This is a genomic window from Rothia sp. HMSC068E02, from assembly GCF_001813565.1.
Taxonomy (GTDB): Bacteria; Actinomycetota; Actinomycetes; order Actinomycetales; family Micrococcaceae; genus Rothia.
Genome location: NZ_KV812882.1, coordinates 569,205 through 593,449 on the forward strand (window position 1 = coordinate 569,205; position 24,245 = coordinate 593,449).

General features: G+C 63.8%; 16 protein-coding genes. 13 read left to right on the plus strand and 3 right to left on the minus strand.

The annotated features are described in order from the left end of the window. Positions 1 to 37 precede the first annotated feature (37 nt). The 12 genes from HMPREF2919_RS04000 to mutM all read left to right on the plus strand — a co-directional run bounded on the left by HMPREF2919_RS04000 (position 38) and on the right by mutM (position 14,972). Positions 38 to 487 carry a hypothetical protein gene (locus HMPREF2919_RS04000; protein WP_141752172.1) on the plus strand — a complete coding sequence of 150 codons (450 nt, stop codon included), beginning with the start codon at positions 38 to 40 and terminating at the stop codon, positions 485 to 487. A gap of 115 nt (positions 488 to 602) precedes the next feature. Beyond that, entirely contained in the window at positions 603 to 1,721 is a 1,119-nt protein-coding gene (locus HMPREF2919_RS04005) for a D-alanine--D-alanine ligase family protein (protein ID WP_005505639.1), read from the plus strand. A gap of 605 nt (positions 1,722 to 2,326) precedes the next feature. Continuing rightward, positions 2,327 to 3,997: a hypothetical protein gene (locus tag HMPREF2919_RS04010; RefSeq protein WP_246824046.1), complete on the plus strand. Its 1,671-nt coding sequence runs from the start codon at positions 2,327 to 2,329 to the stop codon at positions 3,995 to 3,997. 78 nt (positions 3,998 to 4,075) lie between these two features. Then, positions 4,076 to 5,443 (plus strand): thiamine-phosphate kinase, encoded by a 1,368-nt coding sequence (locus tag HMPREF2919_RS04015; protein WP_070666348.1) that lies wholly within the window; start codon positions 4,076 to 4,078, stop codon positions 5,441 to 5,443. A gap of 244 nt (positions 5,444 to 5,687) precedes the next feature. Continuing rightward, positions 5,688 to 6,992, plus strand: coding sequence for a DAK2 domain-containing protein (locus tag HMPREF2919_RS04020; RefSeq protein ID WP_070666351.1), 1,305 nt, complete (start codon positions 5,688 to 5,690; stop codon positions 6,990 to 6,992). Next, positions 6,989 to 10,696 carry an ATP-dependent DNA helicase RecG gene (locus HMPREF2919_RS09020; protein WP_083311120.1) on the plus strand — a complete coding sequence of 1,236 codons (3,708 nt, stop codon included), beginning with the start codon at positions 6,989 to 6,991 and terminating at the stop codon, positions 10,694 to 10,696. Before HMPREF2919_RS04020 ends, HMPREF2919_RS09020 begins: the two co-directional genes overlap by 4 nt. 110 nt (positions 10,697 to 10,806) lie before the next feature. Further along, positions 10,807 to 11,472, plus strand: a complete 666-nt coding sequence (gene rsmD, locus HMPREF2919_RS04030; RefSeq protein ID WP_049349054.1) for a 16S rRNA (guanine(966)-N(2))-methyltransferase RsmD — start codon at positions 10,807 to 10,809, stop codon at positions 11,470 to 11,472. A gap of 110 nt (positions 11,473 to 11,582) precedes the next feature. After that, positions 11,583 to 12,059, plus strand: coding sequence for a pantetheine-phosphate adenylyltransferase (coaD, locus tag HMPREF2919_RS04035; RefSeq protein ID WP_049349056.1), 477 nt, complete (start codon positions 11,583 to 11,585; stop codon positions 12,057 to 12,059). A gap of 239 nt (positions 12,060 to 12,298) precedes the next feature. Next, the gene (locus HMPREF2919_RS04040) at positions 12,299 to 12,907 is read left to right on the plus strand and encodes a YceD family protein (RefSeq protein WP_012903341.1); all 609 of its coding nucleotides are present in this window, start codon (positions 12,299 to 12,301) and stop codon (positions 12,905 to 12,907) included. A gap of 30 nt (positions 12,908 to 12,937) precedes the next feature. After that, positions 12,938 to 13,141: a 50S ribosomal protein L32 gene (gene rpmF, locus HMPREF2919_RS04045; RefSeq protein WP_005505656.1), complete on the plus strand. Its 204-nt coding sequence runs from the start codon at positions 12,938 to 12,940 to the stop codon at positions 13,139 to 13,141. Positions 13,142 to 13,157: 16 nt separating this feature from the next. Beyond that, positions 13,158 to 13,847, plus strand: coding sequence for a ribonuclease III (rnc, locus tag HMPREF2919_RS04050; protein ID WP_049349058.1), 690 nt, complete (start codon positions 13,158 to 13,160; stop codon positions 13,845 to 13,847). A 75-nt stretch (positions 13,848 to 13,922) separates the two neighbouring features. After that, positions 13,923 to 14,972, plus strand: a complete 1,050-nt coding sequence (gene mutM / locus HMPREF2919_RS04055; protein ID WP_070666353.1) for a bifunctional DNA-formamidopyrimidine glycosylase/DNA-(apurinic or apyrimidinic site) lyase — start codon at positions 13,923 to 13,925, stop codon at positions 14,970 to 14,972. Positions 14,973 to 15,139: 167 nt separating this feature from the next. Here the strand turns inward: mutM and HMPREF2919_RS04060 are convergent, their stop codons facing one another. From HMPREF2919_RS04060 to HMPREF2919_RS04070, 3 genes are all read right to left on the minus strand, one after another. Next, the gene (locus HMPREF2919_RS04060; RefSeq protein WP_070666356.1) at positions 15,140 to 16,396 is read right to left on the minus strand and encodes an NAD-dependent epimerase/dehydratase family protein; all 1,257 of its coding nucleotides are present in this window, start codon (positions 16,394 to 16,396) and stop codon (positions 15,140 to 15,142) included. Between the two features lie 33 nt (positions 16,397 to 16,429). After that, a complete protein-coding gene (locus tag HMPREF2919_RS04065) occupies positions 16,430 to 19,426 on the minus strand; it encodes an alpha/beta fold hydrolase (protein WP_070666359.1) in 2,997 nt (998 codons plus the stop codon). Between the two features lie 85 nt (positions 19,427 to 19,511). Next, positions 19,512 to 20,564, minus strand: a complete 1,053-nt coding sequence (locus tag HMPREF2919_RS04070) for a 3-oxoacyl-ACP synthase III (RefSeq protein ID WP_049342102.1) — start codon at positions 20,562 to 20,564, stop codon at positions 19,512 to 19,514. A gap of 324 nt (positions 20,565 to 20,888) precedes the next feature. Here HMPREF2919_RS04070 and HMPREF2919_RS04075 point away from each other — a divergent pair, with 324 nt between their 5' ends. Then, positions 20,889 to 24,188, plus strand: coding sequence for a chromosome segregation SMC family protein (locus tag HMPREF2919_RS04075; RefSeq protein ID WP_083309892.1), 3,300 nt, complete (start codon positions 20,889 to 20,891; stop codon positions 24,186 to 24,188). The last annotated feature ends 57 nt before the right edge of the window (positions 24,189 to 24,245 follow it).

The window sequence follows — 24,245 nt, forward strand, 5'->3', positions numbered from 1 at the left end:
GTGCGATCGCCCGGTATACCTGTGGGAACCCGCCGATATGGGAGAAACCGCGCACCAGCTTCCGGTGACTTACACCACCGATATATACGAGGCTCTTGAGAGCGCCGATATTGTGGTGGTTCCCTGGGGCGAACAGGCTGATTCGTGCCCCGAGGAGATGACGGGGGTCATGGCATTCCGCCGATGGGCATACCTGCTGCCTCAAACCGCTATAGTGCTCGCAGCCGCAGGTTCTGCCGAGGACACCATGAACGTGTCTGAATATCTGCGGCAGATACTGCACACTGAGTTTCCAACGCGGCGTGAACGTGTGGCGGTGCTAACTATTACCGCTCATCATCTGGCGGGTACAGGTGTGATGGAACCGGTAAAAACTCACCCCAGGCGCCCCCGCACCGCCACTCTCACCACCGACGATGCGCACATGCATCAGCTGATTACCGCCTTATTTGATGGGCCTGTGCTGCGTATTCACCGTGCGCCATGACCCCGGTATCTGCGGTTACCGCAGCTTGGGTACTAGTGTCAGAAAGGCCCGTAAGAGACGATACAATGGGCTGTAAGTGGGGCGGGTACGCCCCGAAACGAACAGGGAGAAATATATGACCGAGAAGAAGACCGTCGCCCTGCTGTGCGGTGGCCGCTCCTCCGAGCACCCGATTTCGCTCATTACCGCTGCCGGCGTTCTGGGCGCTATTGACCGCACCGCCTATGACGTCATCACTATCGGTATTACCCGTGACGGCCGCTGGTACCTGACCGATGAGCAGCAGCTTGCCGAGCTGACCGCTGGCACTCGCGGTACCGCAGAGTTCCCCGAGGGTACCCAGCAGGTGTTCCTGCCGATGGGTGCCGGCGATTCCCGCCTGACCCTGGTGGACGCTGAGGGTAACGTTACTCGCACCGCACCGGTGGACGTTGTGTTCCCGCTGCTGCACGGCCCCTTCGGCGAGGACGGCACCGTGCAGGGTCTGCTGGAAATGGCTGACCTGCACTATGTGGGTTGCGGTGTGACCGCATCCGCTGTGGGCATGGATAAGCACTTCATGAAGGTTGCTTTCGAGTCCGCTGGCCTGGAGGTCGGCCCCTACGAGGTTGTCACCAACCGCCAGTGGGAGCACGAGGACCGCGAGCAGATCCTGGAGCGCGTGCTGAAGCTGGGCTTCCCCATGTTCGTGAAGCCGACCCGCGCAGGTTCTTCCTTCGGTATTACCAAGGTGGATTCGGTGGAGGAGCTCGTGCCCGCGATTGAAGAGGCACGCCGCCACGACCCGAAGATCATCATTGAGGCGGGTATTGTGGGCCGCGAAATCGAGTGCGCTGTGCTCGATGGCCACCACGGCGAGATGCCGCGCGCATCCTACCCTGGCGAGATTGAGGTTGTGGATCAGGACCACGGCTTCTACGACTTTGAGGCAAAGTACGTTTCTGAGTCTTCCGCTGTGACCGTGTGCCCGGCGAACCTGCCGCAGGACGTGCAGGATCGCCTGCGTGAGCTGGCTGTGAAGGCATTCCTGGCGCTGGATGGCGAGGGTCTGTCTCGTGCGGACTTCTTCTACACCGAGGATGGCCGCCTGGTCATCAACGAGGTGAACACCATGCCCGGCTTCACCCCGATTTCGATGTACAAGACCATGTGGGAGAACACCGGTATCTCTTACACTGATCTGATTAGCGAGCTGCTGACCCTGGCGATGGAACGCCCCCTGGGTCTGCGCTAGTTCTTGGGCATGCTGTCGTTTTGACTGCGCTCAGTTATTGAATACGTAACGGCGGGGGAGTAGCCCCTGTTGTAAGGCGCCTCGGTGCGGATTCTTGAGGGATTCGCGCCGGGGCGCTTTTTGCGCGGTGGGCAAGTTAATGCCTTTGTGGGAAGGGTAATTGGTACGTATTGAGCCCCAAAAGCTTATGAGAATCGCTCGTTTTTCACTCATGAGAAAAATCACTTATATTCGCCTCGGGGTCGCTTGGGCGGTGGAGTGCAAGTTTTAAAGTGGTATTGATAAGGCAAAACGTAATTCTGCTCACAAGTGCATGAAATGATGCTTCTGGGTAATGAAAAGATACTGTTGATGGTCGTTGCACATCTTGAAGCTCAAAGATTGGTATGAAAGCGCTAAAATGAGTAATGAAGAAAAAGCCGATTCGGTAGAATAGATGAAGGTATATCCAATCTGCCCTAGCGATTGGGTATCTATTCACTCACAACGTATCAGAAAGTCAAGGACAACCTTTGGGAAAACGAAACCGTAAGGTGGTCTCTGCGAGTCTGGCGACAGCACTGGTTGCTTCCGGAAGCCCATACGTAGCCTCATTTGCTCAAGATGTGCAGGAGGCAGCGTCACAGCTTCCGCCGAACCCTGTCGGCACCGCAGAACAAACCCAAGACCCCGCCGCGACCGCGGCATCCTCCTCCCAGACGGCAGTACCCACGCTCGCAACCGTGAGCGCATGGCCCACCGCTCAGGGAGATAAACAGGGGGACAATAAGACTGACAACGCGCAGGCAGAGCCCACCGCTCAGCCTAGCGCTTCTTCGAGCGCTCAGCCCACCGCTAGTGCTGAGCCTTCCGCAAGTGCTACGCCCAGCCCGGATGCGACTCCTACCCCGAACGCTACCGCGCAGCCCACTGCCGAGCCCACCGCTTCAGCTAGTGCGACTGCAAACCCGAGTGCTACAGCGAGTCCTAGCGTAGAGCCCTCTAAGGATGCGACCGCTGAACCTACCGCTACGCCGACCGTAGCTCCTAGCGCAAGTGCCGAACCGAGTGTTGCTCCTACCGCAACTCCGACGGCTGAGCCGACTGTAGCTCCGACTGCGGAGCCTACGGTCCAGCCGACGGCAGAACCTACTGTCGCTCCCACTCCGGAACCGACCGTTGCGCCTACTGTGGAGCCCACCGCAGAACCCACCAAGGATGCAACTCCTGAGCCTACTAAGGATCCGACCCCTGAGCCTACGGTAGAGCCCACCCCTGAACCTACTCCCGAGCCGACGAAGGATGTAACTCCCGAGCCGACCCCGGAGCCTACTCAGGACCCCACACCGGAACCGAATCCGGAGCCCGCTCCTGAACCGACCAAGGACGTAACTCCCGAACCGACCCCGGAGCCGACTGAGGACCCCACTCCGGAACCGAACCCGGAGCCGACCCAGGATCCCGTCCCGGTTCCCGAGCCGACTAAGGACGTAACTCCCGAGCCGACCCAGGAGCCCTCTCAGGTTCCGGTCGTCCCGGCCCCGGTTCAGGATCCGACTCAGGAGCCCTCCAAGGAAGCTAAGCAGGAGCCGACTAACGAGCCGACCAAGGACGCGGTCATCCCCGTGATTCCGGTAGCTCCCGTAGCTCCGGTAGAGGATAACAAGGACAGCTCGGACTCCAAATCGGTTACCCCGATCGAGACCGAACCTGTTGCTCCGATTCCTCCGGCGAACAACCCGGTGACCGTCCCCGGCAATCGTCAGGAAGTCTCTGGGGAAGATGTCATCATCTCCATTGAGCTTCCGCGACCGGGCAACTCCTCTGAATCCTCAAGTTCCTCTTCGGGATCTTCGAGCTCTTCACCGAGCAAGGCACCGAGCGACAGGCTTGATGGCGACGATGACGATCCGTTGCGTTCCGGCGGTACCACCCTTGGACGAATTGCAGCCAATAACGGCTCGAATGACTCCATCCCGGGTGCGGCAGACTGGGTTGCTGGATACCTCTCGCGCAATAAGACCGACGAGGACCACTCCCACGAGGTAAGCCCCTCGAGCTCCTCAAGCTCGGTATCGGCTTCGAAGTCGCCTAGCTCCTCCACCTCGGCTAGCGCCAGCCGCTCCGCAAAGAGCGTGGCAAAGGCTGACGGCGCGAACGCCGCCCAGGAGCAGGCCGTGAAGAATGCGGACGCGGACGATTCCGGACTTTCCGGCATTGCACCGCTGATCCTCTTCTCACTCATCGGTCTGGTGCTGATTGCTCTGGCAATCCGCTACTTCAGCCGCGGAGCATAAGGCGAACATAACGCGTAAGAATACGCGATAATAGAGGATGTGAATCCTCAGACTTTTAGCGAAACGCGGGACAACCCCATGCGAGAGACACCTCTCTCAAAGCTGGGGGAGTCCCGCGTTCTGCGCGCTTTCATGCCGATTATCAACGCCCACAACGAGCAGGTTGCCGCAGCGGCACGCCAGGCGGGGCGCAGCGAACCCCTCGAGGTGGGTCCCGGTGACGACTGTGCCGTCCTCGCCGCGCCCGCGCCCGGTCAGCGTACCGTGGTCACCACCGACACTCTCGTTGAGGACCAAGACTTTATGAACCTCTGGCCCGGCGGTATCGCACGGGCGGGCGAAGACGGTGAGTTCAATCTGGAACCCGCCCGCAGTAGCGGCTACGATGTGGGGCGCAAAGCCGCGACCCAGAACCTCGCCGACGTTGCCGCTATGGGTGCGCGCCCGGCGAGCCTCTTCATCTCCTTGAGCCTGCCCGGTAGCACTCCTTACGGCTGGATTGACGGCTTCGCCCACGGCATTGTGGACGGAATCAACGCCTGCGGAGCCACCGAATGCGTGATTGGCGGCGGCGATATTGGCGACTCCACCGAAATGTCGGTGACCGTTACCGCCCTCGGCTACACGGACCGCGCCGTGCTACGCTCCGGCGCGCGCCCCGGTGACACTATCGCCCTGGCGGGGCGTACCGCCTGGTCCGATGCCGGTCTGCGCCTGCTGCTCAACCCGCTCTCCCTGCCCGCCACGGCACTGCTGCGTGCCATCGCCGCAGGCCAGGAAGTCGAAGCGGCGCTGGATGCGGTGGGACAGGCGTGGGAAAAGAAGCATGTTGAGAAGCAAGCTGAAGGTACTGGTGCTCTTCCTGCTGGCGCTCTTCCCGAGGGGCTCATCGAGCTTGTCCGCACCCTCACCCCCGAAGATGCCGCGCACATGATTGCGGTCTGCGAGCGCGCCGTCGAATCACAGCACCACCCGGTCAGCCCCATCCCCGCCGGTGATGTGGCGCGCCAGCATCAGGCAAGCTCCATGCTGGATCTTTCTGACGGACTCGTCAAGGACGCCGGGCGAGTTGCTGCCGCCTCCGGGGTGCAGATGCGCCTCGACCGCGCTGCCGTGGATGCGTTCGCCGAGCCGCTACTACCGCTGGCACGCCTACTACTGGCGATTGGTGAGCGCAACGAGGCGGGGGAGAGCCCCGCATCCCTGGCGCGCACCTTTGTGCTGGTCGGTGGAGAAGACCACGGCCTGCTGGCGACCTTCCCCGGTGAAGTACCCGAAGAGTTCGTGCCCCTGGGCACCTGCGTGGCGGACGCCCCGGAGCGCGGTCTGAGCGCCGAACTCTACGGTGCCGAGCGCCGCCACAATGCGGTGACCGGCGCGGCGGTCGTCATGGACGGCCGATCCCTGGACGGCATGGGCTGGGAACACTACGGGGCTTCCGCATAGGAGTTCCATCGAGTGCCGCGAGGTGCGTGCGGTTTGTAAGTTTAGTCCGGGCTTTCATCCTCCGTGCTTTCATCCCGCGGGATAGATGACCGGCAATACCGTACATTTAACCGAAATTACCTAGAATAGAAGTACGAAACAGGTTAGATTCAGCCCGTGCTGCGGGCAGTGCAGAACATCGAGAACTAGCTGAGAATTCAGCCGAGAACCACGCGAAACTGACGAAACCGACGAGGAGGGTAGCGTGAACGCAGAACAGAACCAGCGCACCGAAGAGCGCGAGATTTACCGCCGCGCCTGCGTGCGCGCCTACCGCTTCGGCGTAGCGTGGTCCACCGCCGCCCGCACCACCATCGAACGCTACCGCGAGGCGCTCAATGAGCTCAACGGGTTCCCCGTGCCCGATAAGGATACAGGCTCCAATATTGCCCACACCCTGCTGACCCTGACCGAGGAGTTTGAGCGGGGCATGGAGCAGGTTCTGCCCGGTGAAATTCTTTCTAGTGAGGTTCTTCCCGCGGGCGAAATTCTTGGCGGGGAGGGCACCTCTGACGAGGAAACCCTCGCCCACCTGTGGATTCAGTTGGGTGGAATCTACGAGCACGCGATTATGCGCGCATCCCGTGTGGCACGCGGCAACTCGGGTACCCTGCTCTGCGCCTGGGCGCTGGAGGCGGTGCGTAGCTACTGGTTCCTGCCCGGAAACCTCGCTCGGGAGCTTGGCGACGCAGCCGATGAGCTGCCGCTCGTGCGCGCCCTGGAAGCAGACTACGAGCGTGTGCTGGCTGGCGGTTCCCTGCCGAAGCACCGCGAAGTGAAGCTGGAGTACGCCCACGCGGAGGCGCGCGCGATGGCGTTCGCGGCTGAGCGTATTCGCGCCAGCGTGGGGGAGCAGATGGTGCCCTCCACGATGCTGTCGGTCATGGTGGAGCTCGCCCGCCTGGACGCGCACTATGATACGGATGCCGCTGACGAGGTGCTCAAAGAGCGTCGACGTGCGCTGATGCGTGCCGCCCTGGAACGTACCGCGCAGTTCCCGCCCTCACCCGAGCTTGCAGGTTTCGTGGATGCTGGCGCGCTCGGCTTCTACCTTGCCGTGGTGCACTCCAACCCGCGTTGGGAGGGCGCGATCCTGAACGAGGCGCAGGTGGAGTCCATGCTGCGTGCTCCCTCTGCCGGTGTGACTTCTGTAGCCGGTTCTGCGGCACGAGTGGGTTCTGAACAGGCGGGCGCTGAACCTGCCGAGCACGCAGAAGGTGGGCACGCAGAACACGCGGAGCAGAGCGGCTGGGAGCTCATGGGTACGCTGACCTGCGAGCCCCTCGCCCTGGCGCAGTTGCGCCCCGAACTTGAAGCCATGGGTGACAGTCTGCTCATTACGCCCCTGGACATGGCGGCTGGACTCTGGGCGCTGCACGTGCATGTGCCCGACATCGACCCCGCCCGCGAGCTGATTATGGGCTACGGGCAGTGGGCGGATGAGCGTATTTCCTCCCTGACGGATGGTCGTCACGCCGACCACGCGTGCGGTGCGGAGGGCGGCGTATGAGCCCCGCCCGACGTTCCGTGAACCCACAGCAGGAAGCCCTGGATTTGGGGCTTCCCGAGCCTGCGCCCGCTAAGACTAAACCTGCGAAGGCCGAGGCAGCGCAGGGTGAACCCGCAGAGTCAACGGCTGTCGAGCCTACCCGCGCTCAGCGGGGGAAAAAAGCTACGCTTCTACTGAGCGATGAGCAGCTCCGCACCACCGCCGAGCTGACCGTGCGTGATCTTGCCGCCTACGCCCGCGGCGAGGTGAGCCGCGCCGAACTGAGCGAACGCGCGGCACAGCGCGCCAGCGCACCCTACCGTAAGGCGCTCAAGACGCTCAAACATTCGCTGGGCCCCGCCGCGCACACCATGACCGACGACGCTCTCTACGAGCTGGTCGATATTGCGTTGGCGGCGCGGCAGGCAACTCAGGCGGAGGAGCCCGCACGGAAGAAGGCAACCCGCAAGGCACCCGCTCAGAAGAAGACGGTTCAGAAGGCACCTGCCCAGAAAGAACTAGTTCAGAACGAACCGAGCCCGCAGGAGAGTGAAACTGCCGCGCGGGATATTCCGGCGCGCCCGCAAAAGGTAACGAAGGCAAGCGAAGAGGTCGAGCAGGAGCCTGCGCCGAAGAAGAGTGCGCCCGAGATAGAAGCTGAAAAGTCCGCGACCAAAAAGTCTGCACCCAAAAAGGCTGTAGCGAAGAAGACTGTGCCCGCAGAGAAAGCTCCTGCTTCCAAAGCCTCGACATCGAGAACCCCGGCATCGAAAACCCCGACAAAGCCTAAAACCGCTACGCCGAAAACCGCCTCCAAGAAGGCAACGCCTGCACAGAAAACCCCCGCGCCGAAGAAAGCGTCCGCCCAGAAAGCTTCCGCGAAGAAGACAGCTACTAAGCAAGCTACTACTAAGACAGTTGCGGCTGAGAAGCCCGCATCAGCCGTCGCGGAGGCTAAGAGCCGTGCTCTGGCACGCTACGCCTCCGAAGATCGCATCGAAAATGCGCCGCTCAAAAAGTACCTGCCCGCGCCCAGCGCCAAGGCAATCTCCACGCACCTGGACCTGCACACCGTCGGGGAGATGCTCGAATACTTCCCGCGCAAATACCTGCCGCGCGGCGAGCTCAGCTCCTTCGCCGAACTCGTTGAAGGCCAGGACGTCACCATCATCGCCCGCGTGGTGCACGTGAGCACTCGAACCATGGCGGCGCGCCGCGGCAAAATCACGGAAGTGACCATCACCGACCGGCTCTCCGACGCCACCGGGCAGGACGCACCCGCAGGTTTTGGGGCTGCCGGTTTTGGTGCCACTGGTTTTGGGGCTGGCGGTCCTGTATCCGTGGTGCCCGGGCGCGCTAACCGCCCCGGCGTATCCGGCGTATCCGGTGCATCCAGCGTATCCAGAGTATCCGGTGCGCCCGCGCAGAACTGGCAGGCAACCGGGATGCACAACCCGCGCATTAACGCGCTCGCTAACTCCAGGCAGAACCCAGCTGCCCAGATTCCCCGCGCTCAGAACCCGGCACAGGGCAGGGGAGCGCAACCCGCCTCCTACAGCGGCTACGCAGATAGCTACGGCCAAGATTCGTTCGCGCAGGACAGTTTTGCGCAGGATAGTTTCGCGCAGGGAGGCCTCTTTGGCGTGCCCGCGCCCAGCATGACGAACCCCGGTGCGCTTATTGGCTCGCAGATGAAGCTTTCCTTCTTCAACGCCTGGACCGCCGCCCGAGAAATCCACGAGGGCGAAACCATGATGTTCTCGGGCAGGGTCGACATCTACCGCGGCGAATACACCCTCACCAACCCGCACTACGCCCTGCTCTCGAAGGATGCCTCCGGCGCGGACGTCACCGACGCCGCCACCGCCCCCGTGCCCGTCTACCGCGCCCCCGTGAAGCTGCCCACCGACCGCATCAGCGGCTACATGGTGCAGCTGCTCGAAAAGGTGCCGCTCAAAGAACTCGAAGACCCGGTACCCTACACGATTCGTCGCGCCCGCAAGGTGCCCTCCCTGGAGTGGACGTACCGCGCCCTGCACACCCCCGATTCGGAGGACACCTGGCGTGCCGCGCAGGCGCAGATGCGTTACCGCGAGGCATTCGTGTTGCAGAGCGCGCTCGCCCGCCTGCATTCGGCGCGTGCCGCGCACCTGACTCAGCCGCGCCCCGCCGTGGAGGGTGGACTCGCCGATCAGCTGCTTCAGGTTCTGCCCTACGAGCTAACCGAGGGGCAGCAGAAGGTGGGCGCTGAGATTGCCGCCGATCTGTCGAGCGAATCGCCCATGAACCGCCTGCTACAGGGTGATGTGGGTTCCGGTAAGACCGTGGTGGCTCTGCGCGCCATGCTGCAGGTGGCCGATGCGGGCGGCCAGTCCGCGATGCTCGCCCCGACCGAGGTGCTTGCCGAGCAGCATTTGCGTTCGGTGCTGGACATCCTGGGGGATATGGCGGCGCCCGAAGACTCTGACGATTCAGCCGCCGGTTCTGCCGAGGAAACTCCCTCGAGGAGCGGGGATGAACCCCGCCGTGTGCGCGTGCGCCTGCTGACCGCCTCCATGGGTACCCGCGCCAAGCGCAAGGTTCTGCAGGAGCTCGCCGACGGCACCGCCCAGATTGTGATTGGCACCCACGCCCTGCTCTCCGATGAGGTGAGCTTCCACGATTTGGGTCTGGTCGTCGTGGACGAGCAGCACCGCTTCGGCGTGGAACAGCGCGACGGCCTGCGCGGCACCGACGGCGTTCTGCCGCACCGCCTGGTCATGACCGCAACGCCCATTCCGCGTACCGTCGCCATGACCGTGTTCGGTGACCTGGACGTGTCCGTGCTCGACACCCTGCCCGCCGGTCGCCAGAAAATCTCAACGCACGTGGTACCCCTTGCCGAGAAGCCCGCCTGGGCGTCCCGGCTGTGGAGGCGCGCCCGCGAAGAAATCGATGCGGGCCACCAGGTGTATGTTGTCGTACCCAAAATCGGGGAGGATGGCGACGGCATGGAGGAAGGCGCCGCGTTCTTTGGCGCATCCAGCCTGAACGGTGCGGGTGCGGGCGCGGGCAACTCTGCCCAGGGCTATTTCGGGCAGGGCGGTAGCGCCAGTAGCGACGGCAAGGTTCAATTGACCTCGGTCGCCTCAATGTACTCGTACCTGAGCGCTGAGGACGCCCTCGTCGGCGTGCGTATCGGCACCCTGCACGGCCGCATGGACCCGGCGGAGAAGACCGCCGTCATGACCGCTTTCGAGCGCGGAGAGATTGACCTGCTCATCAGCACCACCGTCATTGAGGTGGGCGTGAACGTCCCGAACGCCACGCTCATGATCATCATGGATGCCGACCGTTTCGGCATCTCGGGCCTGCACCAGCTGCGCGGTCGTGTGGGCCGCGGCGGCTACGCGGGCACCTGCCTGCTCGTCACCCGCCAGGAGGAGGGCGGCGTGTCCCGCGAGCGCCTGGATGCGGTTGCCTCCACCACGGACGGCTTTGAGCTTTCCCGCATCGACCTGGCGCAGCGCCGTGAGGGTGATATTCTGGGTGCTGCACAATCGGGCTCGAAGAGCACCCTGCGGTTCTTGCGGGCGCTCGCCGATGCTGACATTATTGAGCGTGCCCGCGAGGATGCCCGCTCGGTGGTGGAGAAGGACCCGACGCTGGCTAAGCATCCGTCGTTGGCGCGTACGATTGACCGCGCTCTGGACGCTGACCGTGAGGCGTTCCTCGGCAGGGGATAAGCGCCCCACAGGGCAGAACGCTCTGCCAGTTGTGCCCACCAATCTGCCTTGCCCGCCACCGACTGAAACCGTGACTTCAACACACCGCACTAGTTAAGAGGAGAGACCCTATGAGCCGTATTATTTCCGGTGCCGCCGGAGGCGTTCGCCTTGCCTCGGTTCCGGGGGATAATACTCGCCCCACCACCGACCGGGTGAAGGAATCCCTCTTCTCCAAGCTGGAGAGCTACGACATTATTCGTGGCGCTCGCGTGCTGGACGCCTTTGGCGGCTCGGGCGCGCTCGGCTGCGAGGCGCTCTCGCGCGGTGCGGCCTCCGTGACTCTGCTGGACACCTACCCGAAGGCTGTTGCGGTGATTCGCAAGAACGTTGCCGCGGTGGAGAAGGCGATGGGGCGCACCGGCTCTGGTTCTTCTGGCGCTACCGGTTCTGCGGCGCGCGTGCAGCAGTCTCAGGCGCTGACCTACGTAAAATCCGCCTCCGGTCCGTGGGACCTGGTGTTTGTTGACCCGCCCTACGCCATGCCGAACGAGCAGGTCAGCGAGCTGCTGGAGGCGCTCACCCCCAAGCTTGCCGAGGGTGCCGTGGTCGTGGTGGAGCGTTCTTCGCGCGATGCGGAGCCGGTGTGGGGCGAGGGCCTGTACTGTTTTTCGACCCGTCAGCACGGCGAGACGGTGCTCTACTACGTGGAGCCTGACGAGGCGGAGGAGCAGGCGGGCGACGAGTCCGGCGAGAATACTGAGCCCGGCGAGGACGCTGAAGAGCTCGCAGCCTAAGCCCGCGCTCGCGCAACCCTGCGCTCGCGCATCCCCCGCGAGCTCAACCCCTCTAACCCACCCGCCCCCAGCCATTCCAACCTCTGATATTTATTCGTGAAGGGACCGCCATGATTGCCCTCTGCCCCGGATCTTTTGACCCCGTGCACCACGGCCACCTGGAAATCATTGCCCGCGCCGCTCAGCTCTTTGACGAGGTGATCGTGGGCGTGGCGCACAATAACTCCAAGAAGTACCGTTTCTCCCTGGAGGAGCGCGTGCAGCTGGTGCGTGAATCCCTGCAGGAGCTCGGCATTGAGGGCGTGAGCGTGGAGCCGATTCCGCCAGGCGTGCTGCTTGCCGAGTACGCGGCGGAGCGTGGTGCGAAGGTGCTGGTGAAGGGTCTGCGTTCTGCGACGGACTATAGCTATGAGGCTCCGATGGCGAGCATGAACCGTCACCTGGCGCAGGTTGAGACGGTGTTCTTGGCCGGTGAGGACCGCTACGGTGCGGTGTCGTCCACGATTATTCGTGAGGTGGCGTCGCTGGGGGGTGACGTGACTCCCTTCGTGCCGGAGGCGGTTGCCCGCGCCCTGAAGAGCGCCTAGGAAAACGCCTCATCAACCCGGGCACCCCGGGCAACCCATGTGTGCACCCACCCGACACGCCCGACATGCCCACCGGCAGGGCTCCGGTAGAATAACTTGCACCACCGGCCGGGCACTTAAAATCCCCCAGTAGTAGCCCCGACCGGCCGATTAAATGCCGCGCGGCGCCTCCTTAAGGGGATATTTAAGAGGTGAGCGCCACTTAAAGAGATTTAAAAGGCGCTTAATCTTGATTAACGGTGCGAATGACCCCTAAAATGGGACTTTGGTTTATACATTTCGTAAGGAGAAACGCCATTTCACGTGCAGACGCATCGCCGCTGGTGGTATCGGTCACTAACCTGATTCACCGCCCCGGCACCATGGAAACTCTCACTGAGGTTCTGCCCGCACCGGCAGACCTGGGTAACACGCTCATCGGCGTGGAAGAGGGTTCGGATATTGACCTCGATATTCGTATGGAGTCTGTTGTTGATGGTATCCTAGTAACCGGCTCCGTCGTTGTGGATGTACACGGCGAGTGTAGCCTCTGCTTGGATCCGATTGATTACGAGATGTCGGCCAATATTCAAGAGCTTTTCGTCTTTGAGAAGGCCCCGGCTGGCGGCCCCGAAGACGAAGTAGATGAGCAGTACGCCGTTGAGGATGATTCCATCGACCTTGAACCGGCTCTGCGGGACGCAGTAATCCTTCAACTGCCGTTCCAGCCTGTTTGTAGGGACACCTGCCAGGGTCTGTGCGCCGATTGCGGTGCGCGCCTGGAGGATGACCCCGGGCATCATCACGAGGTGTTGGATCCGCGCTGGTCGGCCCTACAGGGCCTGCTCGGTGCAGATACCGAAAACTAAATTGTTGTTACTAGAGATTGTGAGATAGCTGTGGCTGTTCCCAAGCGCAAGATGTCCCGCGCTAACACCCGCGCACGCCGTTCCCAGTGGAAGGCATCCGTGCCCCAGCTGGTTAAGACCGTTGAAAACGGTCGCGTGACCTACAGCCTGCCCCACCAGGCAAAGGTTGTAACCGACGCTGCAGGCAACGCCCTGTTCCTGGAGTACAAGGGCCGTAAGGTTGCAGACGCCTAAGAAGCGGTGAATCCTTATGACTGAATTTCCTAGTGTTGATACTAGGGAATTGCGTAAACGTCTCGGAGTCGATATCGACGCCGAGACGTTTTTGCTATCCCTAACCCACCGCTCCTACGCCTTCGAGAACCCCGGAGTGGAGCATAACGAGCGCCTGGAGTTCCTGGGCGATTCGGTGCTTTCCCTGGCGATCGCTGAAGAAGTGTACCGACGCTACCCCGACCTGCCCGAGGGCGAGCTCGTGAAGCTGCACCACGTGGTGGTGTCTACGGTGGCGTTGGCGAAGGTGGCACGCGACCTGGATCTGGGCCGGTACATCCTGCTCGGTAAGGGCGAGATTCACACCGGCGGCGCCGATAAGGACTCGATCCTTGCCGACACCATGGAGGCAATCTTCGGCCTGACCTACCTGGAGTGCGGTCGCGAGGCGGCTCGTGACCTGGTGCTGCGCCTGATTGCCCCGCTGCTCGATGATGAGAAGGTCCTGAACTCTGGACGCGACTGGAAGACCGAGCTGCTGAACCTCGCCACCGCCCGCGGTTGGGGAGACGTGCGCTACGAGGTGACCGGCGAGGGCCCCGACCACGCGCGCGTGTACACTGCGGTTGCTATTGTGGCGAACCAGCAGGCCGGTACCGGTGTGGGTCCGAGCAAGAAGGAGGCGGAGCGCCTTGCCGCTGAGCAGGCGTACCGCGTTCTGATTTAGGCTCATTCAAGCATCCTGCAGGCCTGTTAGCTCTGCGGGCTCTTGATTCTGTAGCCCCGCTGATTGGAGGGAACCATGCCCGAACTGCCCGAGGTGGAAACCGTTCGCGCAGGTCTAGCCGACCATTCGTTGGGTCGGCCCGTGCAGGCGGTGCGCGTGGTCGATGCCCGTTCGCTACGTAGACACCTGCCCGGTCCCGCCCACTTTGAGGCGGCACTCACCGGAAGGGCGCTGCGCGGCGCCTACCGCCGCGGCAAGTATCTGTGGCTGACCCTGAGCGAGGCGGACGGCACGCTTGCCGACGAGGCGCTCGTGGTGCATCTGGGCATGAGCGGTCAGCTGCTCGTCCGCGATGAGCCGGGCAGCGAATCTGGCAATGAATTGGATGGTGACTCGGGTAATGATGCGGAGGCTCGCGCGGCCTTTGACGAACAGCCGCGGCACCTGCGCGTGGCGCTCGAGCTAGGACCGGCGGGAGCTACCCGTGGCGCGGCGAGCACCAGTCGGGAGAGCACCGGGCAGCGGTTGCTCTTCGTGGACCAGCGCATCTTCGGCGGCATGTTCCTCAGCCCGCTGGTACCGGACGTACCCGCAGCGGTTGCAACGAATAAAGTAGCGCCGGGTGAAGTACCGGAGCGTTTTCTGGTACCTGAAGCGGTCAAGCACATTGCCCGCGACCCGCTGGACGAATTCTTCGACCCCGCGGCGGTGCGCCGAAAGTTCCTGCGCACCTCCAGCGGCATTAAGAAGGTGCTGCTGGACCAGTCGGTCATCTCCGGCGTGGGCAATATCTACGCCGACGAGGCGCTGTGGCGTGCGCGGCTGCACTACGCGAAGCCCGCACGCACCCTCAGCGCCGCCCAAACCCGCGAACTGCTGGAGGCGGTCACGCAGGTGCTGCGCGAGTCCCTGGCGGCGGGCGGCACAAGCTTCGACGCCCTGTACGTGAACGTGCTGGGCGAGTCGGGCTACTTTGAGCGCTCGCTGAACGCCTACGGCCGGGCCGGGGAGCCTTGCCACCGTTGCGCGGAGGCGGGCCGCACAACCCTGATGGTGCGCGAACCGTTCCAGAACCGTTCGTCCTACCGTTGCCCGCACTGCCAGCGGGCGCCGCGTTCTCGCTAGATAAAGGCTCATGCTAGGTGAAGGCTTACGATAGGTACAAGCTCACGCTAGATATGCGAATGACGGCGTAGCTACGTTCCTCCCGTACGGGGGATGTAGCTACGCCGTCATTCGTTTAAAGCTGGGTTGAGAAAGGGGCTGGGGGAACCGACCCAAAAAGAAGCGACTTAGCGGCTGTACCTATCCCCGTAGAACAGGCCCAGACGCTCGTAACCCTCCTCAATCGACACGGCGGGCTCCCACTGCAGAAGCTCGCGAGTGCGGCGCTGATCAAACCAGTGCGCGGTCGACAGCTGCTCGGCGAGGAACTCCGTCATCGGCGGCTCATCACCGGCGGTTACGTTCTTCGGCAGACGCTCCCAGACGCGCTCAATGACCTTACCCGCCAGAGCCGCAACCTTCGCCGGAACCGAGAAACGCGGGGCGGGAGCGCCCACCGCCTCACAGAAACCACCCAGTAGTTCAGCGATAGTGCGCGGCTGACCGTTCGTCACCACCAGCGCCCGGCCCGCAAAAGCGTCGAGGCGCTGATAGCCGCGCACCACGGCATCCGCGGCGTTATCAATGTAGAGCGTGTCAATCAGGCCCGTACCGCCAGAGAGCAGCGGCAGACGGCCCGCGGCGGAACGCTCCAGAATACGCTCGACCAGCTGGGTATCGCCCGGACCCCACATCAGGTGAGGACGCAACGCACCCACGCGCAAAACCCCGCCACCGGGCAGGGCAGCGCCGTTCGCCTCCAGCGCCAAAAGCTCAGCGGCAGCCTTCGAACGCGCATAGTTACCGCGCGCATGCTCCGGGGACGCCACGCCGGCACCATCACCCACAATCGCCGCACCGGCATGAGCCACCGACGGCGACGAAATGTACAGGAACGAACCCACCGAGTGGTTCAGCGCCGCCTGCAACAGGGTGCGGGTGCCCTCAATGTTGATGCGCTCATAGTCAGCCCACTCGCCGCTGACCGAAACCTTCGCCGCGGCATGCACCACGCCGTTCACGCCGGTCATCGCCAGATCCACAGCCTGCGCGTTCGTAATATCGCCGCGCACCTGCTCAAAACGCGGGCGAATCGAATCGGGCAGAAGCGCCGCAATGCCCGAATCACCACGCTGAAAAACGCGCACATCATAGCCTGCACGCAGCAACGCCAGAACGCTCTCACGACCCAGCAGGCCGCTCGCACCGGTAAAGAGGATGCGCTCGCCAATACGCGGCGCGAAATCGGGCTCCTCAATCGGGCGCAGCGAACGCGGGGCGGGGTCGGTGTAGCGTGCCGCCAAAGGCTGCGCAGGCTTGCGGAACCGCGCCGTCGGGGAAGTCACCGCATGCGAAGTTGACAGGCGGGACCCAGACGGGCGGGACGCAGACTGGCGGGGTGCGGGCTCGTGGGAAGAGGACTCACGCGAAGAATGAGGGGACATCATACTCCTTAGACTTAGGGATCCGGCAGGTGCTTACGCCCCCGCAAGGACCTTCGACGCCCACTCACCCAGGGCGGGGCGGTCAATCTTCGAATTGTGGCGAATATCGGTCGGATGCTCGTGCACCACCAGCACCGCGGCAAGCTCCACGCCGGTATCTTCGGCAACCTTCTGACGCACCAGCTGCGAGAGCTCGAAGGGCGCCACGCCCTCCGCAATGGGGAAGCGGCGAGCGCCGGGCACGCGATCGAGCAGGGCACGCTTGAGACCCGATGCCGACTGGCGCGCCTCCAACGCGGCAGTATTCGCGGACGCCTCAATGACCAGCACCGGTGCCGCAGTACCGGCAGGACCCACCGCCACCAGGGCGGCGCGGCGCACCTCGGGCAGGGACTCGGCGGACTGCTCAGCCGCAACCGGGGTCAGTACGCCCTGCGAAGTCAGCAGCACGTGCGCGAGGCGACCCTCAACCCACAGGCGACCCGAAGCGTCCAAGTGTCCGACGTCACCGGTATGATGCCAACCCGGGGTGCTAATGGACTGCTCCTCAGTCACCCACAGGGTGTCGTAGCGGTCCTTCACATGCGGCGCCGACACCAGAATCTCACCGGTCACACCCGGCTCATGGGTTAGCTCATCCGCCACCGAACCGTCCTGCAGCAGCGGCGCAATAGCCACCGCCGCACCGTACACCGCGAAACCAACGCACACGCCGTCACGGGCGAACGGGTCAAGCACCTCACCGGCAGCATTCGGGGTGCCCTCAGCAATCGCCTGGCGAATCATCTCGAAAGACACATCGGTCACCGGCAGACCCTCGGTCATGCCGTACGGGGTGTGCAGGGAGGCGTTCGGCACCAGGGCGGAGAGCGCCTCCAGCAGCGGCACGGGAATCGGCGCGCCAGCACTCAGCACGGTCTGAACCTTAGCCAACGCCGCACGCTGCTCAGCGTTCAGCTCATCGGCGGTCGCCACCACATTCACCAGGGCGGCAGGAGAAGCAAACACAACCGTCGCATCAATAGCCGCCGCAGCCGACGCCAGAGCAGAAGCCGTCAGGGTCTTCGGGCGGGTCACATCCATCGTCGGGGTCACACTGGTAGCACCCAGCGCCGGGCCCAACAGCGCAAACGGCGCGAAGCCAGCCACCAGGCCGCTACCGGGCGCAAAACCGTACGTATTAGCAATGGCATCGCGCATACCCGCCAGCTGACGCTGCGTGTACACCACACCCTTAGCCGGGCCGGTCGAACCGGAGGTGTACAGCACCGCCGCATCAGCATCCGGCACGGGGGAGGGGAACTCCACCACGGTCGGGGTGGGCACCGGCGCACCCGGAGTACCGTCAGCGGCGGGCGCGGTAAACACCGAACCGGCAACGCCCAACAGCTTCTCCTGCACCGAACCCAGCGGCTCCACAGAAATACGCACACCCGGCCACAGCAGGGTACGGGCGGCACTGAGCGCGGCGGGAATACCCACCAGGAAGCTCGGGTTAGCGCCCTTCAATGCGCGAGTCAGACCCGGAATACCCAGGCCGGTATCAGCCACCACAATGACAGCGCCCAGCTTCATGCAGGCGTAAATCAGGGTGGTCAGGCGGGCACCTGGAGGCACCATCAGGTTCACGCGGTCGCCCGGACGCACACCCAGGGCGTGCAGGCGGGTCGCGGCGGCGTTGACCTGCTGGTTCAGCTCAGCCCAGGTCAGGGTTACAGACACGGAGGTGCCGTCGCCCTTGGGGTCCATGTCCACCACGGCGGTGGAGGCGTCATCGGCGCGTTCGGTGAGGGCTGCGAGCATGGGGCGGAACGCCGCGGGAACAGCGCCCTCAGCGGTAGCGCCCTCGCCGGTAGTCAGACTGTGGCGGCGCGCGCGGGCGGCACGATGCTCCGCCTCAACGTTGTGCGGGGGCACCAGAGCGCCATCCTCCCTTGTGCCGAAGGTCTGCGCAAGCCACGAAATCATGGGGGAGGCAATATCGTAATCCTCGATGACCAGGTGCGACGCCTTCTCGTAGCGGTGCACCTTCGCCTGCGGCATGCGCTCCATCAGGTCGAACAGGTAGCGGCGCTGGAACACCGGGTCCTTCGTACCCCACTGGAAGAACGCGGGCACATCCAGACCGCGAATCTGCTCGGCAATACGCTGCATGGGCGCATAGGAGGGAACGTCGGCGCCGGTCGGAATATCGCCCACAAAATTACGCACACCCTCACGCCACGCCGAATGAGCGTACGGCGCACGGTACGTACGGTAAATCGCCTCGTTCAGAGGGCTCGGGTACAGGCGCTTGGGCTGCTGACCCACCGGCTGCGGCAGGGCACCATCAAGCGCCCCGGCACCGGCAGAACCCGGCGCGGGCAGGCGACCCTCATTCTGAGCCAAACCCAAGGTCACATCAATAAATGCGGTCGAATCGTGAGTACCCCACTCGTGCACACCCAACGCCAGGCGCAGGGCGGCAGGGATATTCTCAATGCCGTCATGGTAGACCGCGGTGTTCGTCAGCATCACGCCCGAAAGAATCTCACGATGCTCCAGCGCCCAACCGAAGGACACCAGGCCACCCCAGTCGTGAGCGAGGGTCACGACCGGCTTGTCGGTCTCATCCAGACCGAGCGCCTTCGTGAAATCACCCAGGTCAGCGATACGGTCCTCCAGGCTGCGGCGCTCACCCTCCAAATCCAGGTGAGTGCGCTCCGAATAGCCCATATCAATCTGATCAACCGCAACCACACGCCACGGGGCGCGCTCATTCACGCCCGCATCCAGCACGGTACGCCACAGGTACGACCAGGTCGGGTTACCGTGCACGCACAGAATCGTGCCAATCGGCTCCAAACCCTGCTCGACCAGCACCGGAAGGTTATCCAGGTAGTGCCAACGGCGCGCGCCAGCCTGCTGCGCCCGCTGCTCAATGGGGGCGGAGGTGGGCACCTCCAGAAGGTGGGAGTAGCGCGGGTTCACGCCCGCCCATTCCTCCGGGTTATACGGGGGCTGAGCCTTAGGGAAGTTCAAATGGCGCATGCTGGGGGAATCCTTCCGGATCGAATCGGTGAATGTCTACCGCAAAAGCTAACGGGTTACCGGCTAAAGGTTGCTGGCTAACGGGTTACCACTGAATCTCAAGCAGGGCAGTGTTCAGGCCAGAACCCACACCCATGCACAGAATACGGTCGCCCTCCTTGTAGGTCGGCGCGCACTCGGCGAGAGTCATCGGCAGAGCCGCCGCAGCCACATTGCCCCACTTCGGGAAGGTCATGGGGATGCGCTCACGCTCAATACCGACCGCCTCAATAATGGCGTTTGTGTGGGCGTTAGAAATCTGATGGGTCACGTAGGAGGTCATATCGTTCCACTCCCAGCCGTCCTGATGCGCCTGCTCCCACGCCTGCGCCACCAGCTCCAGGCCGTGCTTGAGCAGGCCCTCGGCGTCAGTGTTCATGCCCTGATCCGCCTCGCCACCGATGCACAGGTTGCGGTGCTCAGTGCCCGCGCGGGACACCGAACCGACGATGCGGTGGCCTTCCGGGTGGCGGTCAGCGCGACCAATCACAGCCGCTGCCGCACCCGAACCGAGGGTCAGGGTCGCGAACTGAGCCAGCACATCCTCGCGGGTCGAATCGGGGTTGTTCAGGATGCGCACCGCGGTACGGTGCCACGGGGAGGGGTCCTCGCCAGCGACAATCAGGGCGTAGTCGATAGCGCCCGCATCAATCATGGTGGAGGCGACAGTCATCGCGTTCACAAAGCCCAGGCAGGCGTTCGTAATATCGAAGTTCAGGGCGTGACGCGGCAGGTCCAGACGGTCGTGCACACCCACCGAAACGGCGGGCTCAAAGTTATCGCGAGTCACCGAAGCGTTAATCAGCAGGCCAATCTGGGAGCGGTCAATACCCGCCTGCTCGATAGCCTTCTCGGCTGCGGCAACAACGCCGTCCTCGAAGGTCTGGCCCTCAGCCCAACCGCGGCGAGTGCTAATACCGGCAAGGCGCTCCAGCAGGCCCTTCGGCATGCGCAGACGCTTATAGGTTTGGGCCAGCTGCTCATCGAAGTAGTCGCTCGTGACGACCTCCGGAGGCAGCTCATGGGTAATAGACAGCAGAGCTGCATTAGCGTGGCGAATGTCAGAGTTCGTGCCGACCTTATCGGCGGATGCATTCATCAATGGTGTGGCCCTTGAAAATAGAAGTCAGTGGGATACATAGAAAAACGCGGGGATGCGAACAGCGGCCCCGCAGAATTCGTGATGCTCATTCCAATCTACCGCACTGACCGGGCGAACCCGTATCCGTAGACCCAATATGAACGCGCCCGTTCACCCCGCGCGTAAGATGATGCAGAATGAGGAACTTTGAACCCCCTTCACCCCGTGCACGTTCACGCCGCCCGCCCGCCGCACCGCGTACACTAGAGGGATGCCGCCACGTACCACAGAACGTGCCCGGCACACACCAGTTCTTCTGCAGAAAGGCCCCTTGTGCACCTGATGTCTCTGACCCTGCGCGGGTTCAAGTCTTTCGCCTCCGCAACCACTTTTGAGTTCACCCCCGGCATTAATGCGGTGGTCGGCCCCAACGGCTCCGGCAAGTCCAATGTGCTGGATGCGCTCGCCTGGGTTATGGGCGAGCAGGGCGCTAAGAGCCTGCGCGGCGGCAGCATGAAGGACGTTATCTTCGCGGGCTCCGGCGAAGCGGGTTCGGGCGACGGCGCCCAGCGTGCACCCCTGGGCCGCGCCAAAGTCACCCTGACTTTCGATAATTCTGACGGCACCCTCAGCATTCCCGCTGATCGGGTGCAGATTTCGCGCACCATGTTCCGCTCCGGCGGCAGCGAGTACGAGATTAACGGTTCCCCGGCGCGCCTTGCCGACATTCAGGACCTGCTCTCGGAGGCGGGTCTGGGTCAGCAGATGCACGTGCTCGTCGGCCAGGGTCAGCTGGATGCGGTCCTGCACGCCACCGCGCAGCAGCGCCGCGACATGATCGAGCAGGCGGCGGGCGTGGTCAAGTACCGCCGCCGCCAGGAGAAGACCAGCCGCAAGCTGGAATCTGTGGCATCGAACGTTACCCGCCTGAGCGACCTGGTTGCCGAGCTGGATTCGCAGCTGCAGCCGCTGAGCGAGCAGGCAGAATCCGCCGCGACTGCACGCCAGCTGCAGGCGCGCATCCGCCAGCTGGAGGCGGTGCTTTTGGCTCGTCAGCTGGGTGTTCTGCAGGCTGAGCAGGCGCAGGCTCTCGCCTCCGAGGCGGAAGGCACCCGCCGCGCCGAAACCCTGAAAGAACAGTTGGAGGCGGCACGTGCAGCATCCGCGAAGCATCAGCAGGAGCAGAACCGCCTGAACGCGGAGGTCACCGCCTGTCAGAAGGCCGTGTCGACCCTGCGCGAGTCCGCCGCGCGCGTGCGCACCGTGCAGTCCATCGCCGCTGAGCGCGTGCGCACCTACCGCGTGGAACTGACCGAGGCGACCGCCGCCGCCCGCGCCGGATACGAACGCGCCCTGGAACTGCTGGAGGAACGCCGCGAAGAGGCAGAGCGCGCGGTGGAAAGCTACGCCAGCTTTGAGGAGCGCTACGATGCGGCGCTGAAGAACGTTGAGAAGGCGGCGTCCGAGGTGGCGCAGACTGAGCGCGCCTCGGGTGAGGCGGCGCAGTCTCGTGCCCGCGCGCAGGCCCAGCTGGATGCCGCCCGCGCCGCTGCGGTGGAGGCGACCCGCGCCTACGCGGCGGCGGCTGAGCGTGCCGCAACCCTGCGTGAGGCGCTGGGCCAGAGCCTGGGTGAAGCATCCGCCGAACTGGACACTGAATCTGCCGAGGCGGTGTTCGACCCCGAGACCGGTGAGCTCGTGGAGCCTTCGAGCGAGAGCGCGAGCCTGCTGCGCGTGCTGGACGCCGTGCAGATTGACCCCGAGTATGCGCGCGCGGCGTCTGCGGCGCTGACCTCGCTGGCGACCGCGGCGTTGAGCGTGCCGGTTGAGGGCGCCGAGGTGTCGCAGCTACGCGGTGATAAGGGTGATGAAAGCAGCGAATCTGCCGCGAAGGAACTTTCAACAGAACTGCCCAAAACCACCCTGCCCGAATCCTGTGCCACCGAGCTGCGCGAGCTGGGTATCCGCCCCGCCACCGAGATGATTGAACCGCTCAGCGAGGACGCCGCCGCGCTCGCCGGCATCGACGAGCACGCCCTGGCGCGCGTCACCGCGGCGCTGGGTGAGCGCCTGGCGGGTGTGCTGTTCGCGCCGGATGCCGCCGCCGCAGAGCAAGCCCTGCACCTGCTCGCAGAGAGTACCCTCGCAGGTCAGCGCACTATGTGGCGTATTTTTGACCCCGCAGGCACCGAGCACACCCGCTACAGCCTGCTCTACCCGGCTGAGGGTGCCAGCCCCCTGGAACTTGCCGCCGCATACCGCGCCGCCTCCCAGGTCGTGACCCTCACCCGCGCCGAACTGGACGAAGCCGAACAGACCGTTCAGCAGGCTCAGACCGCGGCAGAATCGGCGGTCGAAGCAGAACGCGAGGCAGCGAAGGCAGCGGGCGTGGCGAGCGCCGAGCATGCCCGCGCCCGCGCCCAGGCGGAGTCCCTGGAAGCCTCCGCGCAGAACATTCAGAATGAGCGCGCCCGCCTGAACGAGCGCCTCACCGCCGCGGAGGAGTCCGTAGCCGAAGCGCGCACCGCCTACGAGTCGGCGCGCACCCGCGAGGATTCCTACCTGGCGGGCACGGGGGAGCAGGCTCCCGCGGCGACAATTGAGCGCCGCGCCCAGCGTTTGGGTGAGGTGCTTGCCGAGCAGGTGGGCGAGGGTGAGCAGCAGCTGCACGAGCTGAGCGGCGCCCTGAAGAACGCCCAGGAGGGCTTGACCAGCACAAATGATGAGGTGCAGGATTTGCAGGCGGCGCACGCGGCGGCGCTGACCCTGCTGGCGCGCACCCAGACGGAGGCGGCACGCGTGCAGGAGCGTGTGCAGGCGCTGGCTGAGCGTGCCCGCCTGGTGACCGGTTTGACCCTGGAGCAGCTGGAGGAGGAATACTCCGAACAGCTGCCGGTTGACGTGCCCGCAGATGAGGCTTCCGAAAACACCGCTTCCGAAAATACTGCTACCGAAACGGCATCAGAGACTACCGAAGCCTCCACCGAGAGCGTGCGCGCTCGCCTCAAGGCAACCCGCGCCGAATTGGAGGCGCTGGGCGCCATTAACCCGCTGGCGCTGGAGGAGTACGAGGCGCTGTCTGAACGCCACGCCTACCTGAACCAGCAGATTGAGGATTTGAAGGCGACCCGCCGCGACCTGAACACGGTCATGGACGAGGTTAGCAGTCACATTGCGGAGGTGTTCACCGCCGCAATGGAGGACATTAACACCCACTACCGCCGCATCTTTGAGACCCTGTTCCCGGGAGGCGAGGGCCACCTTGAGCTGGACGACCCGTCCGATCCGCTGAATTCGGGTGTGGAGATTCACGCGCGCCCGGCGGGTAAGAAGGTTAAGCGCCTGTCGCTGCTTTCCGGAGGTGAGCGTTCGCTCGCTTCGCTGGCGCTGTTGATTGCGATTTATATGTCTCGCCCGTCGCCGTTCTACGCCCTCGATGAGGTTGAGGCGGCGCTGGATGACCGCAACCTCTCGCGCCTGCTGCAGGTAATTGGTGAGTTGGGGGAGCGTTCGCAGCTGATTGTGGTGACGCATCAGAAGCGCACGATGCAGATTGCGGAGACCTTGTACGGGGTGTCGATGCGCGGTGGTGTGTCGATGGTGCTTTCTCAGCAGATGGAGGAGTTGCGCGAGCTGCTGTAGCCCGCCGCGTGCCCACCCCGGCGAACGTCACATGTCCTAGGAATGGTCATGTGCACC

Bases quoted from the DNA above. Each gene is read 5' to 3' on its own strand.
- HMPREF2919_RS04015 (WP_070666348.1), top strand. From the start codon at position 4,076: ATGCGAGAGACACCTCTCTCAAAGCTGGGGGAGTCCCGCGTTCTGCGC.
- rsmD (WP_049349054.1), top strand. From the start codon at position 10,807: ATGAGCCGTATTATTTCCGGTGCCGCCGGAGGCGTTCGCCTTGCCTCG.
- rnc (WP_049349058.1), top strand. From the start codon at position 13,158: ATGACTGAATTTCCTAGTGTTGATACTAGGGAATTGCGTAAACGTCTC.
- mutM (WP_070666353.1), top strand. From the start codon at position 13,923: ATGCCCGAACTGCCCGAGGTGGAAACCGTTCGCGCAGGTCTAGCCGAC.
- HMPREF2919_RS04060 (WP_070666356.1), bottom strand. From the start codon at position 16,396: ATGTCCCCTCATTCTTCGCGTGAGTCCTCTTCCCACGAGCCCGCACCC.
- coaD (WP_049349056.1), top strand. From the start codon at position 11,583: ATGATTGCCCTCTGCCCCGGATCTTTTGACCCCGTGCACCACGGCCAC.
- HMPREF2919_RS04070 (WP_049342102.1), bottom strand. From the start codon at position 20,564: ATGAATGCATCCGCCGATAAGGTCGGCACGAACTCTGACATTCGCCAC.
- HMPREF2919_RS04000 (WP_141752172.1), top strand. From the start codon at position 38: ATGGGAGAAACCGCGCACCAGCTTCCGGTGACTTACACCACCGATATA.
- HMPREF2919_RS04075 (WP_083309892.1), top strand. From the start codon at position 20,889: ATGTCTCTGACCCTGCGCGGGTTCAAGTCTTTCGCCTCCGCAACCACT.
- HMPREF2919_RS04005 (WP_005505639.1), top strand. From the start codon at position 603: ATGACCGAGAAGAAGACCGTCGCCCTGCTGTGCGGTGGCCGCTCCTCC.
- HMPREF2919_RS09020 (WP_083311120.1), top strand. From the start codon at position 6,989: ATGAGCCCCGCCCGACGTTCCGTGAACCCACAGCAGGAAGCCCTGGAT.
- HMPREF2919_RS04065 (WP_070666359.1), bottom strand. From the start codon at position 19,426: ATGCGCCATTTGAACTTCCCTAAGGCTCAGCCCCCGTATAACCCGGAG.